Consider the following 15,368-nt stretch of genomic DNA (forward strand, 5'->3'; position numbering starts at 1 on the left):
CCGTAACGCATCATTGCGACAAGCGTACGACAGCTGCGACGAATGCCGCCCGGATCGTCAGGCGCGCTCGATCCGGCACTGGTAGCAATTGTTGCGAGCCGAGCGGACATGCACATAGGCGATGTCGCCGCGCTCGAACAAGGTTTCCGCCCGCGCCGCGATAGCGCCCGTCGGGATGACGCCGCCGCTGCCATAGACGATGCGGTCGTCCTTGCCGTAGCCGCGCACGATATAGTCGGTGCTTTCGAGCATCTCGGGAAGCACCTCGGCTTCGGCGGCGCGCTCGCATTCCTCGGCGTGCAGAAAGATAGGCCCGGTCTCGGCATAGGGCTGCAATTCCGGGAATGGCCGGTGGGCCAGGATGAGATAGGCTTCTCCAGCGGCCACGTTCTTCAGGCAATGGCGGCAGGGCACGCCGTCTCCGTCGGATATTTTCCGCTCTGGTATCAGGCCATAGGCGTCCGGCCCGCCGCGCTGCAAGGCTCTCACATTTTCCGTGGGCAAGGCTTTGAACTGGATGGTCATGGCAAAATCTCCGGTATCGTCGACCGGAAATTACGCCGCTGCGCCACCGCTTCCCACCCGATTCCTGCCGAGTCTATCAGTCCATCAGCGCGTCGAGGCCTCGCACCAGCCCGGTGACCTCCTGCACCCGCCGGATGGCAAGCAGCGTACCCGCCACGTAAGGAGCAGCGGACGAGCCGGCGTCGTGGCGAATGGTCAGCCGCTCGTCGGGCAGGCCGAACAGCGCCTCGCAGGACAGGATGTAGGATGGCAGGCGAAGCGCATGCACCTGAACCCCCTCGCCCATGCCGACCGCCGCACCGCGCGTTCCCGGTACACCGGAGACCTCCGAGACCGGCCGCGCGGTCGAAGCCTTGCGAACGTCGGCCAGCGCTTCGGCAAGCTCGCGCGCAGTGCCGGACGGCGCGTCGGGCTTCTTGGCGCTGGCATAGTCGATGACCTCGACATCCGGCACGTATTTCGCTGCCATCAGGGCAAAGCGCTTCATCAGCGTGGCGGTGATCGAAAAATTGCCGGCCGCAATGACGCCGACGTTGTTGGCGCGCGCCGCAGCATCAATCTCGGCATAGTCGGCGGCCCCGAGCCCCGATGTGCCGATCACCACATGCCGCCCCTTTTCGATGGCAAGCAGCGCATGGTCCTTCACCACGTGCGGCTTGGTGTAGTCGACCAGCACATCCGACGGCACCTTCAGGGCCTCGGCCAGCGAGGCGGAAACGGTGACGCCATTGGCCGGCATACCAACCAGCAGGCCGGAATCCTGCCCCGCGCCGCTGCGTGACACAGCCCCGGCCAACGCCATGTCGCCTTGCGCTCCGATCGCCGGAACCAGCGCCTTGCCGACCCAGCCGGTCGCACCGGCCATCACCACCCGTATTGTCATCGCCTGGTTCTCCAATCGCGCCTTGAAAAGGCCAGCGATATGGAAAGAGCCCTGCTCATTCAATCCGGGCTGTCTTTTGAGTGTTGATCCAGACTGCCGGGACTGGGCCTGTGCCGAAATCAGGCCGTGACCACCGGAAGCGCAGAAGACGCCTTCAGATGGCGCCCAATGCGGGTTCGGACAGGCTCAGCGGATGAAGTCGTCGAAGCGGCGGAGCGTCACCCGGCGATTGCGCCAGTTCTCGTTCTGCGTCTGCACCAGCAGGAATTCCTCGCCGTAGCCGACGGTTTCCAGCGCATAACGCGGCACGCCAAATTCGCGCACCAGGGTGCGCTTCAGCGAGGCGGCGCGCTGTTCGGACAGGATCTGGTTCGACTGGAAGGAGCCGACCGCGTCAGTATGGCCCTCGATCAGCACGCGGGCGCCGCGGTCACGCCGCAGGATGCGCTGAAGCGCATCGGCGATGTTTTCGATCTTGTCGTATTGCGAGCTGGAAATCGCCGCCGAGCCGAAGGCGAAATTGATCGACTGGATATCGATCGAGCGGGCCATGCGCCGCAGGTCCGGCCGCCTCTTGAATTCGCGGATGGTGACGCGCTGATTGGGACGCAGCTTCACCCGGGGCGCCGCCTCGAGCTGGCGCTCGATCGTCGCGGCCGACGGCGTGGTCGCCTGGGCGGCGGCAAGCGTCGGCATGGCGAGTGCCGCAATAACCGCAGCGGCAAATGTGCGTCGGGTCAGCATGTCTTTTCTCCTTCGAGGCCTCAGCCCATTGATGGTGCCGGCAAGATGGCAAAGACAAGCTGAAACTTTGATGAACGAAAGGTTCAGCTTTCGGGAAAAATCACGGCCGCATGACGCTGGCGGCGCGCTCGGCGAAAGCCATTGGATGCACGATCTCCTTCTTTTGCGCCACCGGCTCAAAGCCGAGTTTCTGGTAGAGCGGCAATGCCGCCGGATGATCAAGCGTGCAGGTCTGCACCGTCACTCGCCTTGGACCGTGCGACCAGGCGGCGGCGATCGCCGCACCCAGGAACCAGCGGCCGATGCCTTGCCCGGTCGCGTGCTCCATCATGCCGAAATAGGCGAGTTCCACTTCCTCCGGCAGATGCGGCTTGAGGTCGAAGAAGCCGGCCGGCGCGCCATCGAGATACAGCACCCTGATGTCACGGTCCTCGCGGTGGACGCCCGCGGAAAGCTCCTCGTCGCTCAGCCTCAGCACATTGACCCAGTGCCATTTGCGGCCCACCCGGTCCATCAGGTAGCGGTAGAAATGCAGCGGAATGTCCTTGGTCTTCAGCAGCGCGATCTGGCGGTTGTAGGGCACCGGCGGCGAATAGGCCGGCGGCACATGCATTTCGAGAAACGTCACCGTGACCTCGATGTCTTCCAGCGCTCCGTTCTCCATCACCGTCAGTCCTTGCCCGTCACGACGGGCGTATCGGAAAGCCCAGCCCATTCCGTCCATGAGCCGTCGTAGAGCTTGTTGTCGGCATGGCCAAGCGTCTCGAGCGCCAGCGTGATCGCGGCCGCCGTAATGCCTGAACCGCACGAGGTGACGACCGGTTTGGACAGGTCGATGCCAGCGTCCTCGATCACTTTGCGCAAGCGGTCTTTCGACAACAGCTCGCCGTTTTCAGCAAGCACCGATGACGGCACATTGCGCGCGCCAGGCATATGGCCTGAGCGAATGCCCGCGCGAGGTTCCGGCTCGGTACCGGCAAAACGGCCGGCAGACCGGGCGTCGGCGACCTGGCTTTCCCTCGTCCCGACGATCCGGCGCATGTCGGCAAGGCTGGCGACGCGAGCGGCATCGAAGTCGGCATGAAAAACGCAAGGCGCGATCTTCGTCGGCTCCGCCGTCACCGGCCGTCCCGCCGCTTTCCAGCGATCGAAGCCGCCATCCAATATGTAGACCTGGAACACGCCCATGACACGGAACATCCACCACGCGCGCGGCGCCGAGAAGAACCCCGGACCATCATAGACAACGATGGTGTCGTCGGCCGAGATGCCCATCGCGCCGACATACTGGGCGAAATGCTGCGGCGACGGCAGCGTGTGCGGCAGTGGGGAATCGGGATCCGAGATCGCATCCTGATCGAGGAACCGCGCACCCGGAATGTGCGCCGCGTCATACTCGGCGCGTGCGTCGCGCTTTTGTGCCGGCAGATACCAGGACGCGTCGACGATCGTCAGGCCGGGTTCGCCAAGACGCTTCTGCAGCCAATCCGCATCGATGGTGAAAGGACTGTCTTCGGCCATTCTTTTTCTCCTGCCTGCTAGGCGAAGCTTTATCTATCAGGCCGCCGGCATCGGTCCAAAGCGTATTCGGAAGCGTCGGTTCTCGCGGCCCTTCTTCTCGATCTTGCCGACATGGATCTCGCCGACCTCGCCAGTGCTCTTCACATGGGTGCCGCCACAAGGCTGGCTGTCGATCGAAGCATTCTCACCAATGCAGACCAGGCGGATCTTGCCCGTGCCGACGGGCGGCCGAACGTTCTTGGATTTCACCAGTCCCGGATTGGCCGCCAGTTCCTCGTCGGTGATCAGCCGGGTGAAGACCCGGTGGTCGGCCCGCACCAGTTCCATCAGCCTGGCCGTCACGCCTTCCTTGGTGAAGCTGGCATCCGGTATGTCGAAATCGATACGGCTGTCGTCCTCGGAAACCGCGGCACCAGTGATCGGGAACGGGCAGACGACGGTGAGCAAATGGCAGGCTGTGTGCATGCGCATCAGCAGATGCCGACGCTGCCAGTCGACGGCGAGCTTGACCCGCTCGCCCACGACCGGGGCCGACTGCTCGGGCGGCGGCACATGGATGATCTCGTCCTTAGTCTCGCCGGTGATGGTGGCGGCAACAGCGATCAAGCTGCCGTCGGGGCGTTCGAGGGTGCCCGTATCGCCCGGCTGTCCGCCCGACGTGGCATAGAAGATCGTCCGGTCCAGAATGATGCCGCCACGATCGTTGACAGCGACAACCATGGCGTCAGCCGTCCTGAGATAGGCGTCGTCGCGAAACAGCGCTTCCGTCTTGTGCACCATCACGCGACCTTTTCAAACGGCACCGAAATTGTGCTCCGTTGTTCCATCCAGCCTGGCACCGGCAGCTTCTTTTGGCGCAGGAATTCCGGGTTGAACAGTTTCGACTGATAGCGCGTGCCGTAGTCGCAAAGCACGGTGACGATGGTGTGGCCGGGACCCAGTTCTCGCGCCAGCCGGATCGCGCCGGCAATGTTGATGCCGGTCGAGCCGCCAACGCACAGGCCCTCCTCCTGGATCAGGTCGAAGATGATCGGCAGTGCATCCTCGTCCGGAATCTGGAAGGAGAAATCCGGCGTGAATCCTTCCAGATTGGCGGTGATCCGCCCCTGCCCGATGCCTTCGGTGATCGAGCTGCCCTCGGATTTCAGCTCACCGCTGGTGTAGAAACTGTAGAGCGCCGCACCCAGCGGATCGGCGAGCGCGATCTTGACGTTCCTGCTCCTGGCCTTCAGCCCGAAGGCGACGCCGGCCAGCGTTCCGCCGGAGCCGACCGCCGAGACGAAACCGTCGACCTTGCCGCCGGTCTGGGCCCAGATTTCTTCCGCCGTGGTGCGGGTATGGCCGTCACGGTTGGCGACATTGTCGAACTGATTGGCCCAGATCGCGCCGTTCGGTTCGGACCGCGCCATCTGCTCGGCCAGGCGGCCGGATAGTTTCACATAATTGTTGGGGTTCTTGTAGGGTACCGCCGGAACCTCGATCAGTTCTGCGCCGAGCAATTTGATCGTGTCCTTCTTCTCCTGGCTCTGCGTGTCGGGAATAACGATCACGGTGCGGTAGCCGAGCGCCTTGGCGACCAGCGTCAATCCGATGCCGGTGTTGCCGGCCGTCCCCTCGACGATAACGCCGCCCGGCCTCAAGAGCCCGCGCTGCTCGGCGTCGCGAATGATGAACAGCCCGGCGCGATCCTTGACCGACTGGCCCGGATTCATGAATTCGGCCTTGCCCAGGATCTCGCAGCCGGTTTCTTCCGAGGCTTTGTTGAGGCGGATCAAGGGCGTGTTGCCGATCGCGTCGATCACAGAACGGGGCATGGAGATTCCTTTATGCGTGCGGCCAAACCCTAGAAACCCGAAGCTTCGGTTTCAAGGCTAGAATTTGTCTGGTCCAGCGGCATTTCTGGGATCGCAATTCCCGAAACAGATGTCGCGTTCCGGCATTCATTTGGATGCTTGCGCTGAAAAGTACTCTTTTCATTCGATTTCTTCATCGGTAGAGCACAGCTAAGAAAAAGTCGCAGGGCACAGCATGACACTCTATCGGGCCAACCCGAAGCACGGCGCCGCCTGGATCACGGGCGGCAGCAGCGGCATCGGCCGTTCATTGGCCAAGGATCTTGCGGCTCAGGGCTATGCCGTCGCGGTGACGGCACTCGACGACGATCCAATCGACTCGCTTATCGTCGAGACGGCGCAGATGCCTGGCCATGTCACGGCCTATCCTTGCGACGTCACCGACGAGAAGCGCATGGCAAAGACAGTCGCGGCGATCGAGAAGGATCTCGGCCCGATCGTCTTGGCTGTCTTCAATGCCGGCAACTATATTGCGACCGCCGGCGAAGACCTCAGCGTCCGCGGGTTTCGCCAGTCCTTCGACGTCAATTATTTCGGCGTCATCAACGGCCTGGTGCCGGTCATCGAACGCATGCGCATCCGCGCGCGTGGCCATATCGTCCTGGTCGGTTCGGTGACCGCCTATTTCGGCTGGCCAACCACGGCCGCCTATGGCGGCACCAAGGCGGCGATAAATATACTGGCGGAATCGCTGAAATACGATTTTGACAAGATGAACGTCCGCATCCAGGTGATGAATCCGGGCTTCGTCGACACGCCGCTGACCGAGAAGAATTTGCTTCCGATGCCTGGGCTGATGCCCGTCAATCGTGCCTCGCGCCGCATGGCGCGCGGCATCAAGTCAGGCGGCTTCGAAGTCACCTTCCCGCGCCGCTTGAGCTGGGGCCTGAAGCTGCTCAGAATCCTGCCGAGACCGTTCTGCCGATGGGTGATCAGCACGGTGACCCGCTGGAAGGCACGCCCGCTGAATTTCGACCGCAAGCCGCCGAGCGAATAGAGCCGTTCGTGAAGTTGACGATGCCATAAGCGGTGGACGGCCCGTTGTGTGTTTGCGGTTGCGGCCATAGGTTGAGAATTGTTGCGTGGAGTTTGCGATGGGGCGACGGATCGTGCTTGCGGTATTGGGTCTCGCCGTCATTCTTGTCCTTGGCTTCGTGCTTGGCCCACGTGTCCAGGCCGACACCACGATCCGTTTCGATCCTTCTGTGATCGGCGATGACCCGCAAGCCTATCTGGCACGCAAGGAGGCGGCCGTACCTGGCATCCACGGCGGGCTGGAGAAGGAAATCATCTGGGCCAATCCGATGGTCCATGCCAGGACGCCGCTCGCGATCGTCTATATCCATGGCTTCTCAGCGTCGAAGGGTGAGGTTCGTCCGCTGCCCGACGAGGTGGCCGACCAGCTCGACGCCAATCTCTTCTACACCCGCCTCACCGGCCACGGACAGGACGGTGCCGCTATGGCCGAAGGCAGTATCAATGCCTGGATCAACGACTATGAGGAAGCGCTCGCTATCGGCCGGGCAATCGGCGACAAGGTGATCGTCATCGCCACTTCCACCGGCGGCTCACTGGCGGCATGGGCAGCGACGCGGCCGGGCGGATCGAACGAGGTGGCGGCAATCGCATTCATCTCGCCGAATTTCGGCGTCAAGGCTTCCGGCGCCGAACTCCTGACCATGCCTTGGGGCCGAGAGATCGCCGAGTTGGTCGCCGGCAAGGAGCGCAGCTTCGTGCCGCGCAATGCGCTGCACGAGAAATTCTGGACCTACCGCTATCCGATCGCGGCGACGCTGCCGATGGTGGCGCTGACCGAGCTTGCCTATGGCGCGCCGGTGGAAAAGGCGAGCGTCCCTGCCCTGTTCATCTTTTCGGATTCGGACAAGATCGTGCGGCCGGACCGCACCCGCGAAATAGCCGGACGCTGGGGCGCCGCGCACGAACTGGTGCCGGTCGACGATACCGGCGATCGGGACGACCACGTCATTGCCGGCGACGCGCTGTCGCCAGCGACCACCGCTTTCCTCGCGCAGCGGATCGTGGTGTGGGTCAAGGCGCTCACTGAATAGCAGGCGCGTGCCACGAAAGGAAAAGGGCGACCGAAGCATCGCTTCGATCGCCCTGCCCTATATCAGCGTTGCCCAAGCTCAACAGCCCGGCCGGATGCAACTGTCTGGTTACGCAGCCCGTGCCGCGGGCCGCTTGCCACCGAAACGGCGCTTGTTGTTGCCCTTGAAGGGCTTGACGCCTTCCGGCTTGCGTTCGCCGGCAAAGGCCGGCTTGTCGCCAAATCGCTTCTTGCCGTTGTTCTGGCCGCCGGGCCGCCTGCCGTCGCGACGGCCATTGCGGTCGTTGCGATCATTGGCCGGCTCGAAGCGTTCGTTCTTTTCGGCGGGATTGCGCTGCGGATCGGGGCTTCCGAGATGATCGGCGACGATCGGCAGCTTGGTGCGGATGATACGCTCGACCTGGCGCAGCTTGCTGTTTTCGGACGGATCGCAAAGCGTGATGGCGATGCCGTCCATGCCGTTACGGCCGGTGCGGCCGATGCGGTGGACATAGCTCTCCGCCTCGTCCGGCAGGTCGAAATTCACCACATGGCTGATGCCGGGCACATCGATGCCGCGCGCCGCGATATCGGTCGCCACAAGAATGCGCACCGAACCCTCGCGGAAATCGTTCAGCGCCTTCTGGCGGGCATTCTGCGACTTGTTGCCGTGGATGACGGCGGCCTTGAAGCCGTCGCGTTCGAGGTCCTTGGTCACCCTGTCGGCGCCATGCTTGGTGCGCGAAAAGATGATGACGGACTTCATCGCCTCGTCGGCGAGCATCGTCGACAGCACCTGGCGCTTCTGCTTGGTGCGGGCAAAGACGACGCCCTGCACGATCTCCGCCGCCGCAGTGCTCTGCGGCGCTACTTCGACGCGAATCGGGTTCTTCAGCAGGCCCTTGGCCAGTTCGGCGATTTCGGCCGGCATGGTTGCCGAGAACAGCACAGTCTGACGGTCCGGCGCGGTCGCCCTGGCGATGCGCTTGACGTCGTTGATGAAGCCCATGTCGAGCATGCGGTCGCCTTCGTCCAGAACCAGCCATTTGGTGTCGGCAAGCACGAGGTCGCCCTCACGCACCAGGTCGGTCAGCCGGCCGGGCGTAGCGATAAGGACGTCGACGCCGGGAGCGACCTTCTTTACCTGGCTGAAGCGCGAGACGCCGCCAAGCACGAGTGCTGTCGAGACATGCGCGCCCTTGGCGAGCACCTTGATCGTCTCTTCGATCTGCACGGCGAGTTCGCGTGTCGGCGCCAGGATCAGCGCACGGGCGGTCTTCGGCCGGCGCTTGGTGCCGAGCCCGATGATCTTCGACAGGATCGGCAGCGCGAACGCCGCGGTCTTGCCGGAACCGGTCTGGGCGATGCCGAAAATGTCACGGCCTTCCAGCTGCGGCGGGATCGCCTGCGCCTGGATCGGCTTCGGATCGGTGAAGCCGGCGGCATTGGTGGCCTTGAGCAGCGCGCCCGTAATTCCAAGTGCTGCGAAACCGGAGAGTTCCCCAGCATCTGTACCGGGCAAAGTGTTTTCGTTGGTCAAAATATTCTTCTTTCACGCGGCTCCTGGCCGCAAACATCATGGCGGCAGGGCGCAACCTGCCGTCGAAAAAACTGTCATGAAACGACAAGGCGGCGGACGTTGTCGTCCGCACGGCTGCGCTGTCGTGCCCGCAGGCGTCATGCCGCGGGGCTTTTCGCCGCCTTGCCGATGTGTCGGAAAGAGGGAAAACAGACGCAACCAGTCTCATTCGTCGAGAAGGCCGGATACTCCCAGCCCAAGCGCCTATGCCGCCGCATATGGCCCAGTTCGCCGCGGAATGCAAGGGGCTCGATGCTGCACCGCAGCAAAAGCCATCACAAAAGCGGCGCTTGCGCTCCCCTGCCGGCATGATTACCACGAAATGCAGCTTTCCGTTTGGGGGTCGACCGATGAAGGACGTGCTGAAGGAACTCGAGCGCCGCCGCGACATGGCGCGCATGGGCGGCGGCCAGGCCCGCATCGACGCCCAGCACAAGAAGGGCAAGCTCACCGCGCGCGAACGCATCGACGTCTTTCTCGACGAGGGCTCGTTCGAGGAGTTCGACATGTATGTCGAGCACCGCTCGACCGATTTCGGCATGGAGAAGACCAAGATCGCCGGCGACGGCGTCGTCACCGGCTGGGGCACCGTCAACGGCCGCCCGGTTTATGTCTTCGCCAAGGATTTTACCGTGTTCGGCGGCTCGCTTTCCGAAGCGCATGCCGAAAAAGTGGTCAAGGTGCAGGAGATGGCGCTGCGCAACCGCGCGCCGATCATTGGCCTCTACGACGCCGGTGGCGCCCGCATCCAGGAAGGCGTGGCGGCACTTGGCGGCTATGCCGAGATCTTCCAGCGCAATGTGCTCGCCTCCGGCGTCATTCCGCAGATTTCGCTGATCATGGGCCCTTGCGCCGGCGGCGACGTCTATTCGCCGGCGATGACGGATTTCATTTTCATGGTGCGCGACACCTCCTACATGTTCGTCACCGGGCCGGACGTAGTGAAGACCGTCACCAACGAGACGGTGACTGCCGAGAGCCTCGGCGGCGCTTCGGTCCACACGACGAAGTCCTCGATCGCCGATGGCGCCTACGACAACGACGTCGAGGCGCTCTTACAGATGCGCCGGCTGGTCGATCTGCTGCCCGCTTCCAACACGGCGGAGATTCCCGAGATCGAATGCTACCAGTCGGTCGCCGATCACGATCTGTCGCTCGACCGGCTGATCCCCGACAATGCCAACAAGCCATACGATATCAAGGAGTTGATCCTTAAAGTTGCCGACGAGGGTGACTTCTTCGAGATTCAGCAGAATTTTGCGAAAAACATCGTCACCGGCTTCGGGCGCGTCGAAGGCCGTACGGTCGGCTTCGTCGCCAACCAGCCGATGGTGCTGGCGGGCGTGCTCGATTCCGACGCCAGCCGCAAGGCGGCGCGGTTCGTACGCTTCTGCGACTGTTTCTCGATTCCGATCGTCACCTTCGTCGACGTTCCGGGCTTTCTGCCCGGCACCGCGCAGGAGTATGGCGGGCTGATCAAGCACGGCGCCAAGCTTTTGTTCGCCTATGCCGAGGCGACCGTTCCGAAGATCACCGTCATCACCAGAAAAGCCTATGGCGGTGCTTATGACGTGATGGCGTCAAAGCATCTGCGCGGCGACATGAACTATGCTTGGCCGACGGCGCAGATCGCGGTGATGGGCGCCAGGGGCGCGGTCGAGATCATCTATCGCAAGGACATTGGCGACGCGGATAAAATCGCAGCACATACAAAGGCTTACGAGGATCGCTTCCTGTCGCCCTTCGTCGCCGCCGAGCGCGGTTATGTCGATGAGGTGATCATGCCGCATTCAACCCGCCGTCGCATTGCGCGAGCGCTCCGCATGCTGCGCAACAAGGACATGCAGAACCCCTGGAAGAAGCACGACAACATTCCGCTGTGACATCGCAGCGCGAAAGCGGCCGCTGCAAAAGCTCACTCCACTTCCGCCGCGCCGAACCCCGCTCCCATCGCCGCGCGGACAGCGCCCGCCCAAGGTGTCGCGTGGTTGTCTATGCGCATCTGGAAGATAAAGTAGGTCGGCGAGCAGAAGCCGATGCCCTTCACCTTGCCGATACCCGGCGTGTCTGATGGCAGCGATTGGCACATATAATCCTCGCGGCAGAAACGATCGGCCGAGCAGGCCGGCCGGTTACCGCGGTTGACCGCGCCTCTAAGGCACTGGTCGAAATTGTTGGTCGCCACGCAGATGTCGAACTTTTTCCCGCCAACCAGCCCGCAGATTTCGCTCGGCGTCGGCTTGCCCGGCTTGAAGGCGGCAAAGGCGCGGTCCTTGTCGTCGCAGCCGCGATAGGCGATGCCGGCGGGCACGCCGATCTTCGGCGGCCGGCAAGTGTAGGCGGTGCGCGAAATGCCAGGCGCGAAGGCCGCGAACTGGCTTGATATGCTGTAGCGGTCGTTGAAAGGCTGCGTGCCGTTGCTGGCGATCGAGCCGGTCAGGCATGGATGGCCGGAAAACATCTTTTCGCTGTCCTTGGGCAACAGGCACTGCGCCAGTTTCGTCCGCACGCCCGACGCGGTGGCTAGCGGTGTGCAGACAGTGCCGCCGCCGCATTGCCAGGTCGAGCCGAAGCGGGCCGCGTCCTCCGGCATCAGACACGGCATCGCCATCCCGGCCGGCACGTAGGCGACATCGCCGGTATCCTTCCAATTAGCCCGAGGCGCAAAGGAGAGCGGGCGGAAGCGATTCGGCTCCTTGCCCTCGACGGTTGCGCGCAGCCAGGCCTCGCGCCGCGGCATCTCGGCATGAAGATGCGGCGAGATGCCGACCTCGATGCGGTTCAGCGGCGACGTCGTCTTATCGTCGAGGCCGATGAAATGGAAACCGGCGGTCGAACCCGCCTGATGGCAACCCTGGCAGGCGCCATTGTCCAGCCGCTCGACCAGCGCTTCCGGCGTGCGCACCAGCTTCAAAGCCGAATAGTCGAGCCCGGAAAAATCCGTGGGCTGGAACAGCGGCGTGAACGGGTGATTGGCCAGCCTCGCACTACCGAAGGTCGACCACGAGATGGCCTTCTTCGCCAGGAATTCGTCTGGGATATCATAGACGCCGAGGTCGACTGCCGCGAGATTGGCGCTGATATAGCCGGCGAGTTTCGCTTTCAGCGCGGCGTCTTCGGCAAGCCGCGCCGTGTCGGGTGTGTTCTCCAGCGGCTTCTCGCTGACCGTCTCCCTATCGATACCGAAAATCCGCATGAGATAGGCTGCCTGCCCGCCGAATTCGGTTTCCTGGCCGGAGGGAAAGCGCACCACCTGAGCGTTGAGCTCGAGCTGCTTGAAGCCCAGCCCGGCCTTTTCCAGCGGCCCGCCGACGAGCCAGCTGGTATCGACGGCCTCGTCGAGCTGCGGCGTCCAGCGCCCGGCCACACCGACGCAGCCGCCATCGGCGTCCGCCGCGGCGCTGTAGACCGCATTGAAATTGAACGGCAGGCGTGAGGCCAGAACCTTGCCGTTCTTCTTGAAGCTGTAGGCAAGGCGATAGATGAATCGTACCTCGCCGCAGCGCCCGTCGCCTCGTATCTCGGTGAAATCGCGCCGGTCGAGCCGGTTGACGACGCCGACCAGCCGGAAGCGCGCGGCGTCGGTCTTCAGCCAGCGCATGTCCATGATGCGGCCGACATTGCCGTCGGTGACCTCGTAGAGCGGCCGCCCGCCGGCCTTCATCTCGGCCCGCAGCGCAGCGACATCGCCGGCAACCGTTTCGACGATCTGGTGATAAGCAGGCGTTGTCATAGAGCGTCTTCAGGTCGCCTTTGCCATCGACGCCGAAAATGCCGGCGAAGCCAAAACCCTTGGCGTCGAGGGCGGCGAGCACGGCCGGATCGTCGACGATGGTCACGGGACCTTCGGCGCGCGCGGTATGCGCCATGAAAACGGCGACGAAGATTGCGGCAAGCAGCGCGAACCGGCGGTTCATCGAGGGGCCGCCCCGTTACGGGTCTCGGTAAGCTCGCGCAGCACCGGCACCAGCGCCAGCGGCAGGTCCTCGGCGATCAGCCCTGGTCCGAAACGGCTGCCGGCCTCGGCATGGATCCAGACCGCCGCACAGGCGGCCTCGAAAGCCGGCATGCCTTGCGCCAGCAGCCCGGCTGTGATGCCCGACAGCACGTCGCCCGAACCGGCGGTGGCCAGCCATGGCGCGCCATTGCTGTTGATCGCCGCCCTGCCATCGGGCGCCGCGATCACCGTGTCCGCGCCCTTGTAGACGATCATTGCGCCGGCGCGCTTGGCGGCAGTGCGCGCCCTGGCCAGCTTGGACAGGTTCTTGTCTTTGGCGATGTCTGGAAACAGTCTGGCGAATTCGCCCTCATGCGGCGTCAGCACCAGCGCCGGCGCGTTCGGACGACGGGCGGCTTCGAACAAAACGTCCGGCGTACTGCGGAACGAGGTTATGCCGTCGGCATCGAGCACCAGTCCGTCGATCCTGCCGTCCTGCCGCTGTTCGGCGCCCAGCACGGCGAGGCCAAAGTCGCGGGCTTTTTCACCCACGCCAAATCCGGGGCCGAGGACGAGGGCCGACGGCCGGCGGTCGCCGATGAATTTCTGTACGTCCGCGATGTTGTCGCTTTTGCGCAGCATGATCGAGGTCAGATGCGCGGCATTCACCTGCATCCCGTTCGCCGGCGACAGCACGGTCACCGCCCCTGCCCCGCTTCTCGCCGCGGCAAGCGCCGACAGCCGTGCAGCACCCGTCGCCGACGGCCCGCCGGAAAAGACGCCGACATGGCCGCGCCTGTATTTATGGGCGTCGACAGCTGGAATCGGGAAATTCCCTATCCAAAGCGACGGGGTGTTCTCGAAGGCCCGCGGTTCAAGCTGCGCAATGATGCCGTCGCCTATGCCGATATCGGCGAGCACCAGCTCGCCGCACATCTCGCGCCCGGGCAACAGCAGATGGCCGGGCTTTTTTCGCGCGAACGTCACCGTGATCCGGGCGCGGAATGCCTGGCCGAGACTCTGGCCGCTCTCGCCTGACACGCCTGAGGGCAGATCGACCGCGACGACAGGCAGGTTCAATTCTGTCGCGACCTCGACCGCTCTGGCGGCATCGCCAGCCAGCGGCTTGGACAGCCCTGCCCCATAAAGCGCGTCGACCACGATCGCTCCCGCTTCGGCGGCAAACGCCGACAGCGGTCGAGGTTCGACCGGGCATTCCAGGGCAGCGAGCGCCGCATCGCTGCCGGCCCTGAGTGAGCCGGACGCCCACACGTTTACGTCGACGCCGCTGTCATGCAGCAGGCTGGCCACGACGTAGCCATCGCCGCCGTTGTTGCCGGGTCCGCAAAGCACGTGGACAGGTGCCGCCGGATAACGTCCGAGCACCGCTGAAGCGACCGCCGCACCGGCGTTGCGCATAAGGTCTATGCCGGCCAGCGGGCCGGTGGCGATCGCCAGCCGGTCGGCCTCGCTCATTTCCGCCGGAGACAAAAGTTCGTTGCTCATGGATTGCCGATCCGCATTGGCTTAAGCCCGATCCTTGTGGTCAAACATTGTCTAGTTTTCAGTTCGAAGCAAACTGTGACGAGATGGGCTCGACTTGCGGGCACATCGTCGGGGAAAATGGCGTCGCCGACGCATAATTGCCTGCGAAGTGCGCTATCTGCTCAATTATTGTGCGGACGGAAGGACTGACAATGTGTAGGTTCCCAGTGTCCATGACGCATCCAACGCAGCGAATGACGCGAATTTACGTCCCAACGCGGCATGGCATCGAAATCGCGTGATACCGCTTCGAATCCCCTCAAATTGGCACAGTTCGTGCTTGAAGGAGGCGCAAGCGGGGCTCACAACCCGTCTTTTTTGGCAGTGGAGGCCACTTTTTACATGAAAAAGATCGAAGCGATCATCAAGCCGTTCAAGCTAGACGAAGTGAAGGAAGCGCTTCAGGAGGCCGGGCTGCAAGGCATCACCGTTACGGAAGCCAAGGGTTTTGGCCGCCAGAAGGGCCATACCGAACTCTATCGTGGCGCCGAGTATGTTGTCGATTTTTTGCCCAAGGTGAAAATCGAGGTCGTGCTCGGCGACGACGCGGTCGAAGGCGCGATCGAAGCCATTCGCAAGGCGGCCCAGACCGGCCGCATCGGCGACGGCAAGATCTTCGTTTCCAACATCGAGGAAGTGGTGCGCATCCGCACCGGCGAAACAGGGATAGACGCGGTCTGAGGTTTCTGATTTCAGATCATCTCCTCGAAACGTCATCACACAGGGATACATGA

14 protein-coding genes are annotated in these 15,368 nt (G+C 63.3%); 4 read left to right on the forward strand and 10 right to left on the reverse strand.

Features of this window, described 5'->3' with window-relative positions; all coding sequences use genetic code 11:
• Positions 1–57: 57 nt before the first annotated feature.
• The 7 genes from IQ26_RS10290 to IQ26_RS10320 all read right to left on the reverse strand — a co-directional run bounded on the left by IQ26_RS10290 (position 58) and on the right by IQ26_RS10320 (position 5,487).
• Positions 58–525, reverse strand: coding sequence for a DUF1203 domain-containing protein (locus IQ26_RS10290; RefSeq protein ID WP_145716506.1), 468 nt, complete (start codon positions 523–525; stop codon positions 58–60).
• 76 nt (positions 526–601) lie between these two features.
• Positions 602–1,408: a 4-hydroxy-tetrahydrodipicolinate reductase gene (gene dapB / locus IQ26_RS10295; protein ID WP_145716508.1), complete on the reverse strand. Its 807-nt coding sequence runs from the start codon at positions 1,406–1,408 to the stop codon at positions 602–604.
• Positions 1,409–1,594: 186 nt separating this feature from the next.
• A complete protein-coding gene (locus IQ26_RS10300) occupies positions 1,595–2,152 on the reverse strand; it encodes an OmpA family protein (protein WP_145716510.1) in 558 nt (185 codons plus the stop codon).
• Positions 2,153–2,252: 100 nt separating this feature from the next.
• Positions 2,253–2,816: a GNAT family N-acetyltransferase gene (locus IQ26_RS10305; RefSeq protein WP_145716513.1), complete on the reverse strand. Its 564-nt coding sequence runs from the start codon at positions 2,814–2,816 to the stop codon at positions 2,253–2,255.
• A 5-nt stretch (positions 2,817–2,821) separates the two neighbouring features.
• Positions 2,822–3,673 carry a 3-mercaptopyruvate sulfurtransferase gene (sseA, locus tag IQ26_RS10310; protein WP_145716515.1) on the reverse strand — a complete coding sequence of 284 codons (852 nt, stop codon included), beginning with the start codon at positions 3,671–3,673 and terminating at the stop codon, positions 2,822–2,824.
• Positions 3,674–3,709: 36 nt separating this feature from the next.
• Positions 3,710–4,453, reverse strand: coding sequence for an alanyl-tRNA editing protein (locus tag IQ26_RS10315; protein ID WP_145716517.1), 744 nt, complete (start codon positions 4,451–4,453; stop codon positions 3,710–3,712).
• Entirely contained in the window at positions 4,453–5,487 is a 1,035-nt protein-coding gene (locus IQ26_RS10320; RefSeq protein WP_145716519.1) for a cysteine synthase A, read from the reverse strand. The genes IQ26_RS10315 and IQ26_RS10320 overlap by 1 nt, the downstream gene beginning before the upstream one ends.
• 214 nt (positions 5,488–5,701) lie before the next feature.
• Between IQ26_RS10320 and IQ26_RS10325 the strand changes: the two genes are divergently transcribed.
• Both IQ26_RS10325 and IQ26_RS10330 read left to right on the forward strand, forming a co-directional pair.
• On the forward strand, positions 5,702–6,523 hold the full coding sequence (locus tag IQ26_RS10325; protein ID WP_145716521.1) for an SDR family oxidoreductase: 822 nt from the start codon (positions 5,702–5,704) through the stop codon (positions 6,521–6,523).
• A 97-nt stretch (positions 6,524–6,620) separates the two neighbouring features.
• A complete protein-coding gene (locus IQ26_RS10330; protein WP_145716523.1) occupies positions 6,621–7,595 on the forward strand; it encodes an alpha/beta hydrolase in 975 nt (324 codons plus the stop codon).
• A gap of 108 nt (positions 7,596–7,703) precedes the next feature.
• Here the strand turns inward: IQ26_RS10330 and IQ26_RS10335 are convergent, their stop codons facing one another.
• Positions 7,704–9,113, reverse strand: coding sequence for a DEAD/DEAH box helicase (locus tag IQ26_RS10335; RefSeq protein WP_145716525.1), 1,410 nt, complete (start codon positions 9,111–9,113; stop codon positions 7,704–7,706).
• A gap of 389 nt (positions 9,114–9,502) precedes the next feature.
• Here IQ26_RS10335 and IQ26_RS10340 point away from each other — a divergent pair, with 389 nt between their 5' ends.
• Positions 9,503–11,035, forward strand: a complete 1,533-nt coding sequence (locus IQ26_RS10340; RefSeq protein WP_145716527.1) for an acyl-CoA carboxylase subunit beta — start codon at positions 9,503–9,505, stop codon at positions 11,033–11,035.
• Positions 11,036–11,067: 32 nt separating this feature from the next.
• Here the strand turns inward: IQ26_RS10340 and IQ26_RS10345 are convergent, their stop codons facing one another.
• Together IQ26_RS10345 and IQ26_RS10350 are read right to left on the reverse strand one after the other, a co-directional pair.
• A complete protein-coding gene (locus IQ26_RS10345) occupies positions 11,068–12,885 on the reverse strand; it encodes a hypothetical protein (protein ID WP_240547051.1) in 1,818 nt (605 codons plus the stop codon).
• A gap of 180 nt (positions 12,886–13,065) precedes the next feature.
• The gene (locus IQ26_RS10350; RefSeq protein ID WP_145716529.1) at positions 13,066–14,595 is read right to left on the reverse strand and encodes an NAD(P)H-hydrate dehydratase; all 1,530 of its coding nucleotides are present in this window, start codon (positions 14,593–14,595) and stop codon (positions 13,066–13,068) included.
• A 381-nt stretch (positions 14,596–14,976) separates the two neighbouring features.
• Between IQ26_RS10350 and IQ26_RS10355 the strand changes: the two genes are divergently transcribed.
• On the forward strand, positions 14,977–15,315 hold the full coding sequence (locus IQ26_RS10355; RefSeq protein ID WP_145716532.1) for a P-II family nitrogen regulator: 339 nt from the start codon (positions 14,977–14,979) through the stop codon (positions 15,313–15,315).
• Positions 15,316–15,368 lie beyond the last annotated feature (53 nt).

The organism is Mesorhizobium tianshanense (assembly GCF_007830515.1).
GTDB classification, from domain to species: Bacteria; Pseudomonadota; Alphaproteobacteria; order Rhizobiales; family Rhizobiaceae; genus Mesorhizobium; species Mesorhizobium tianshanense.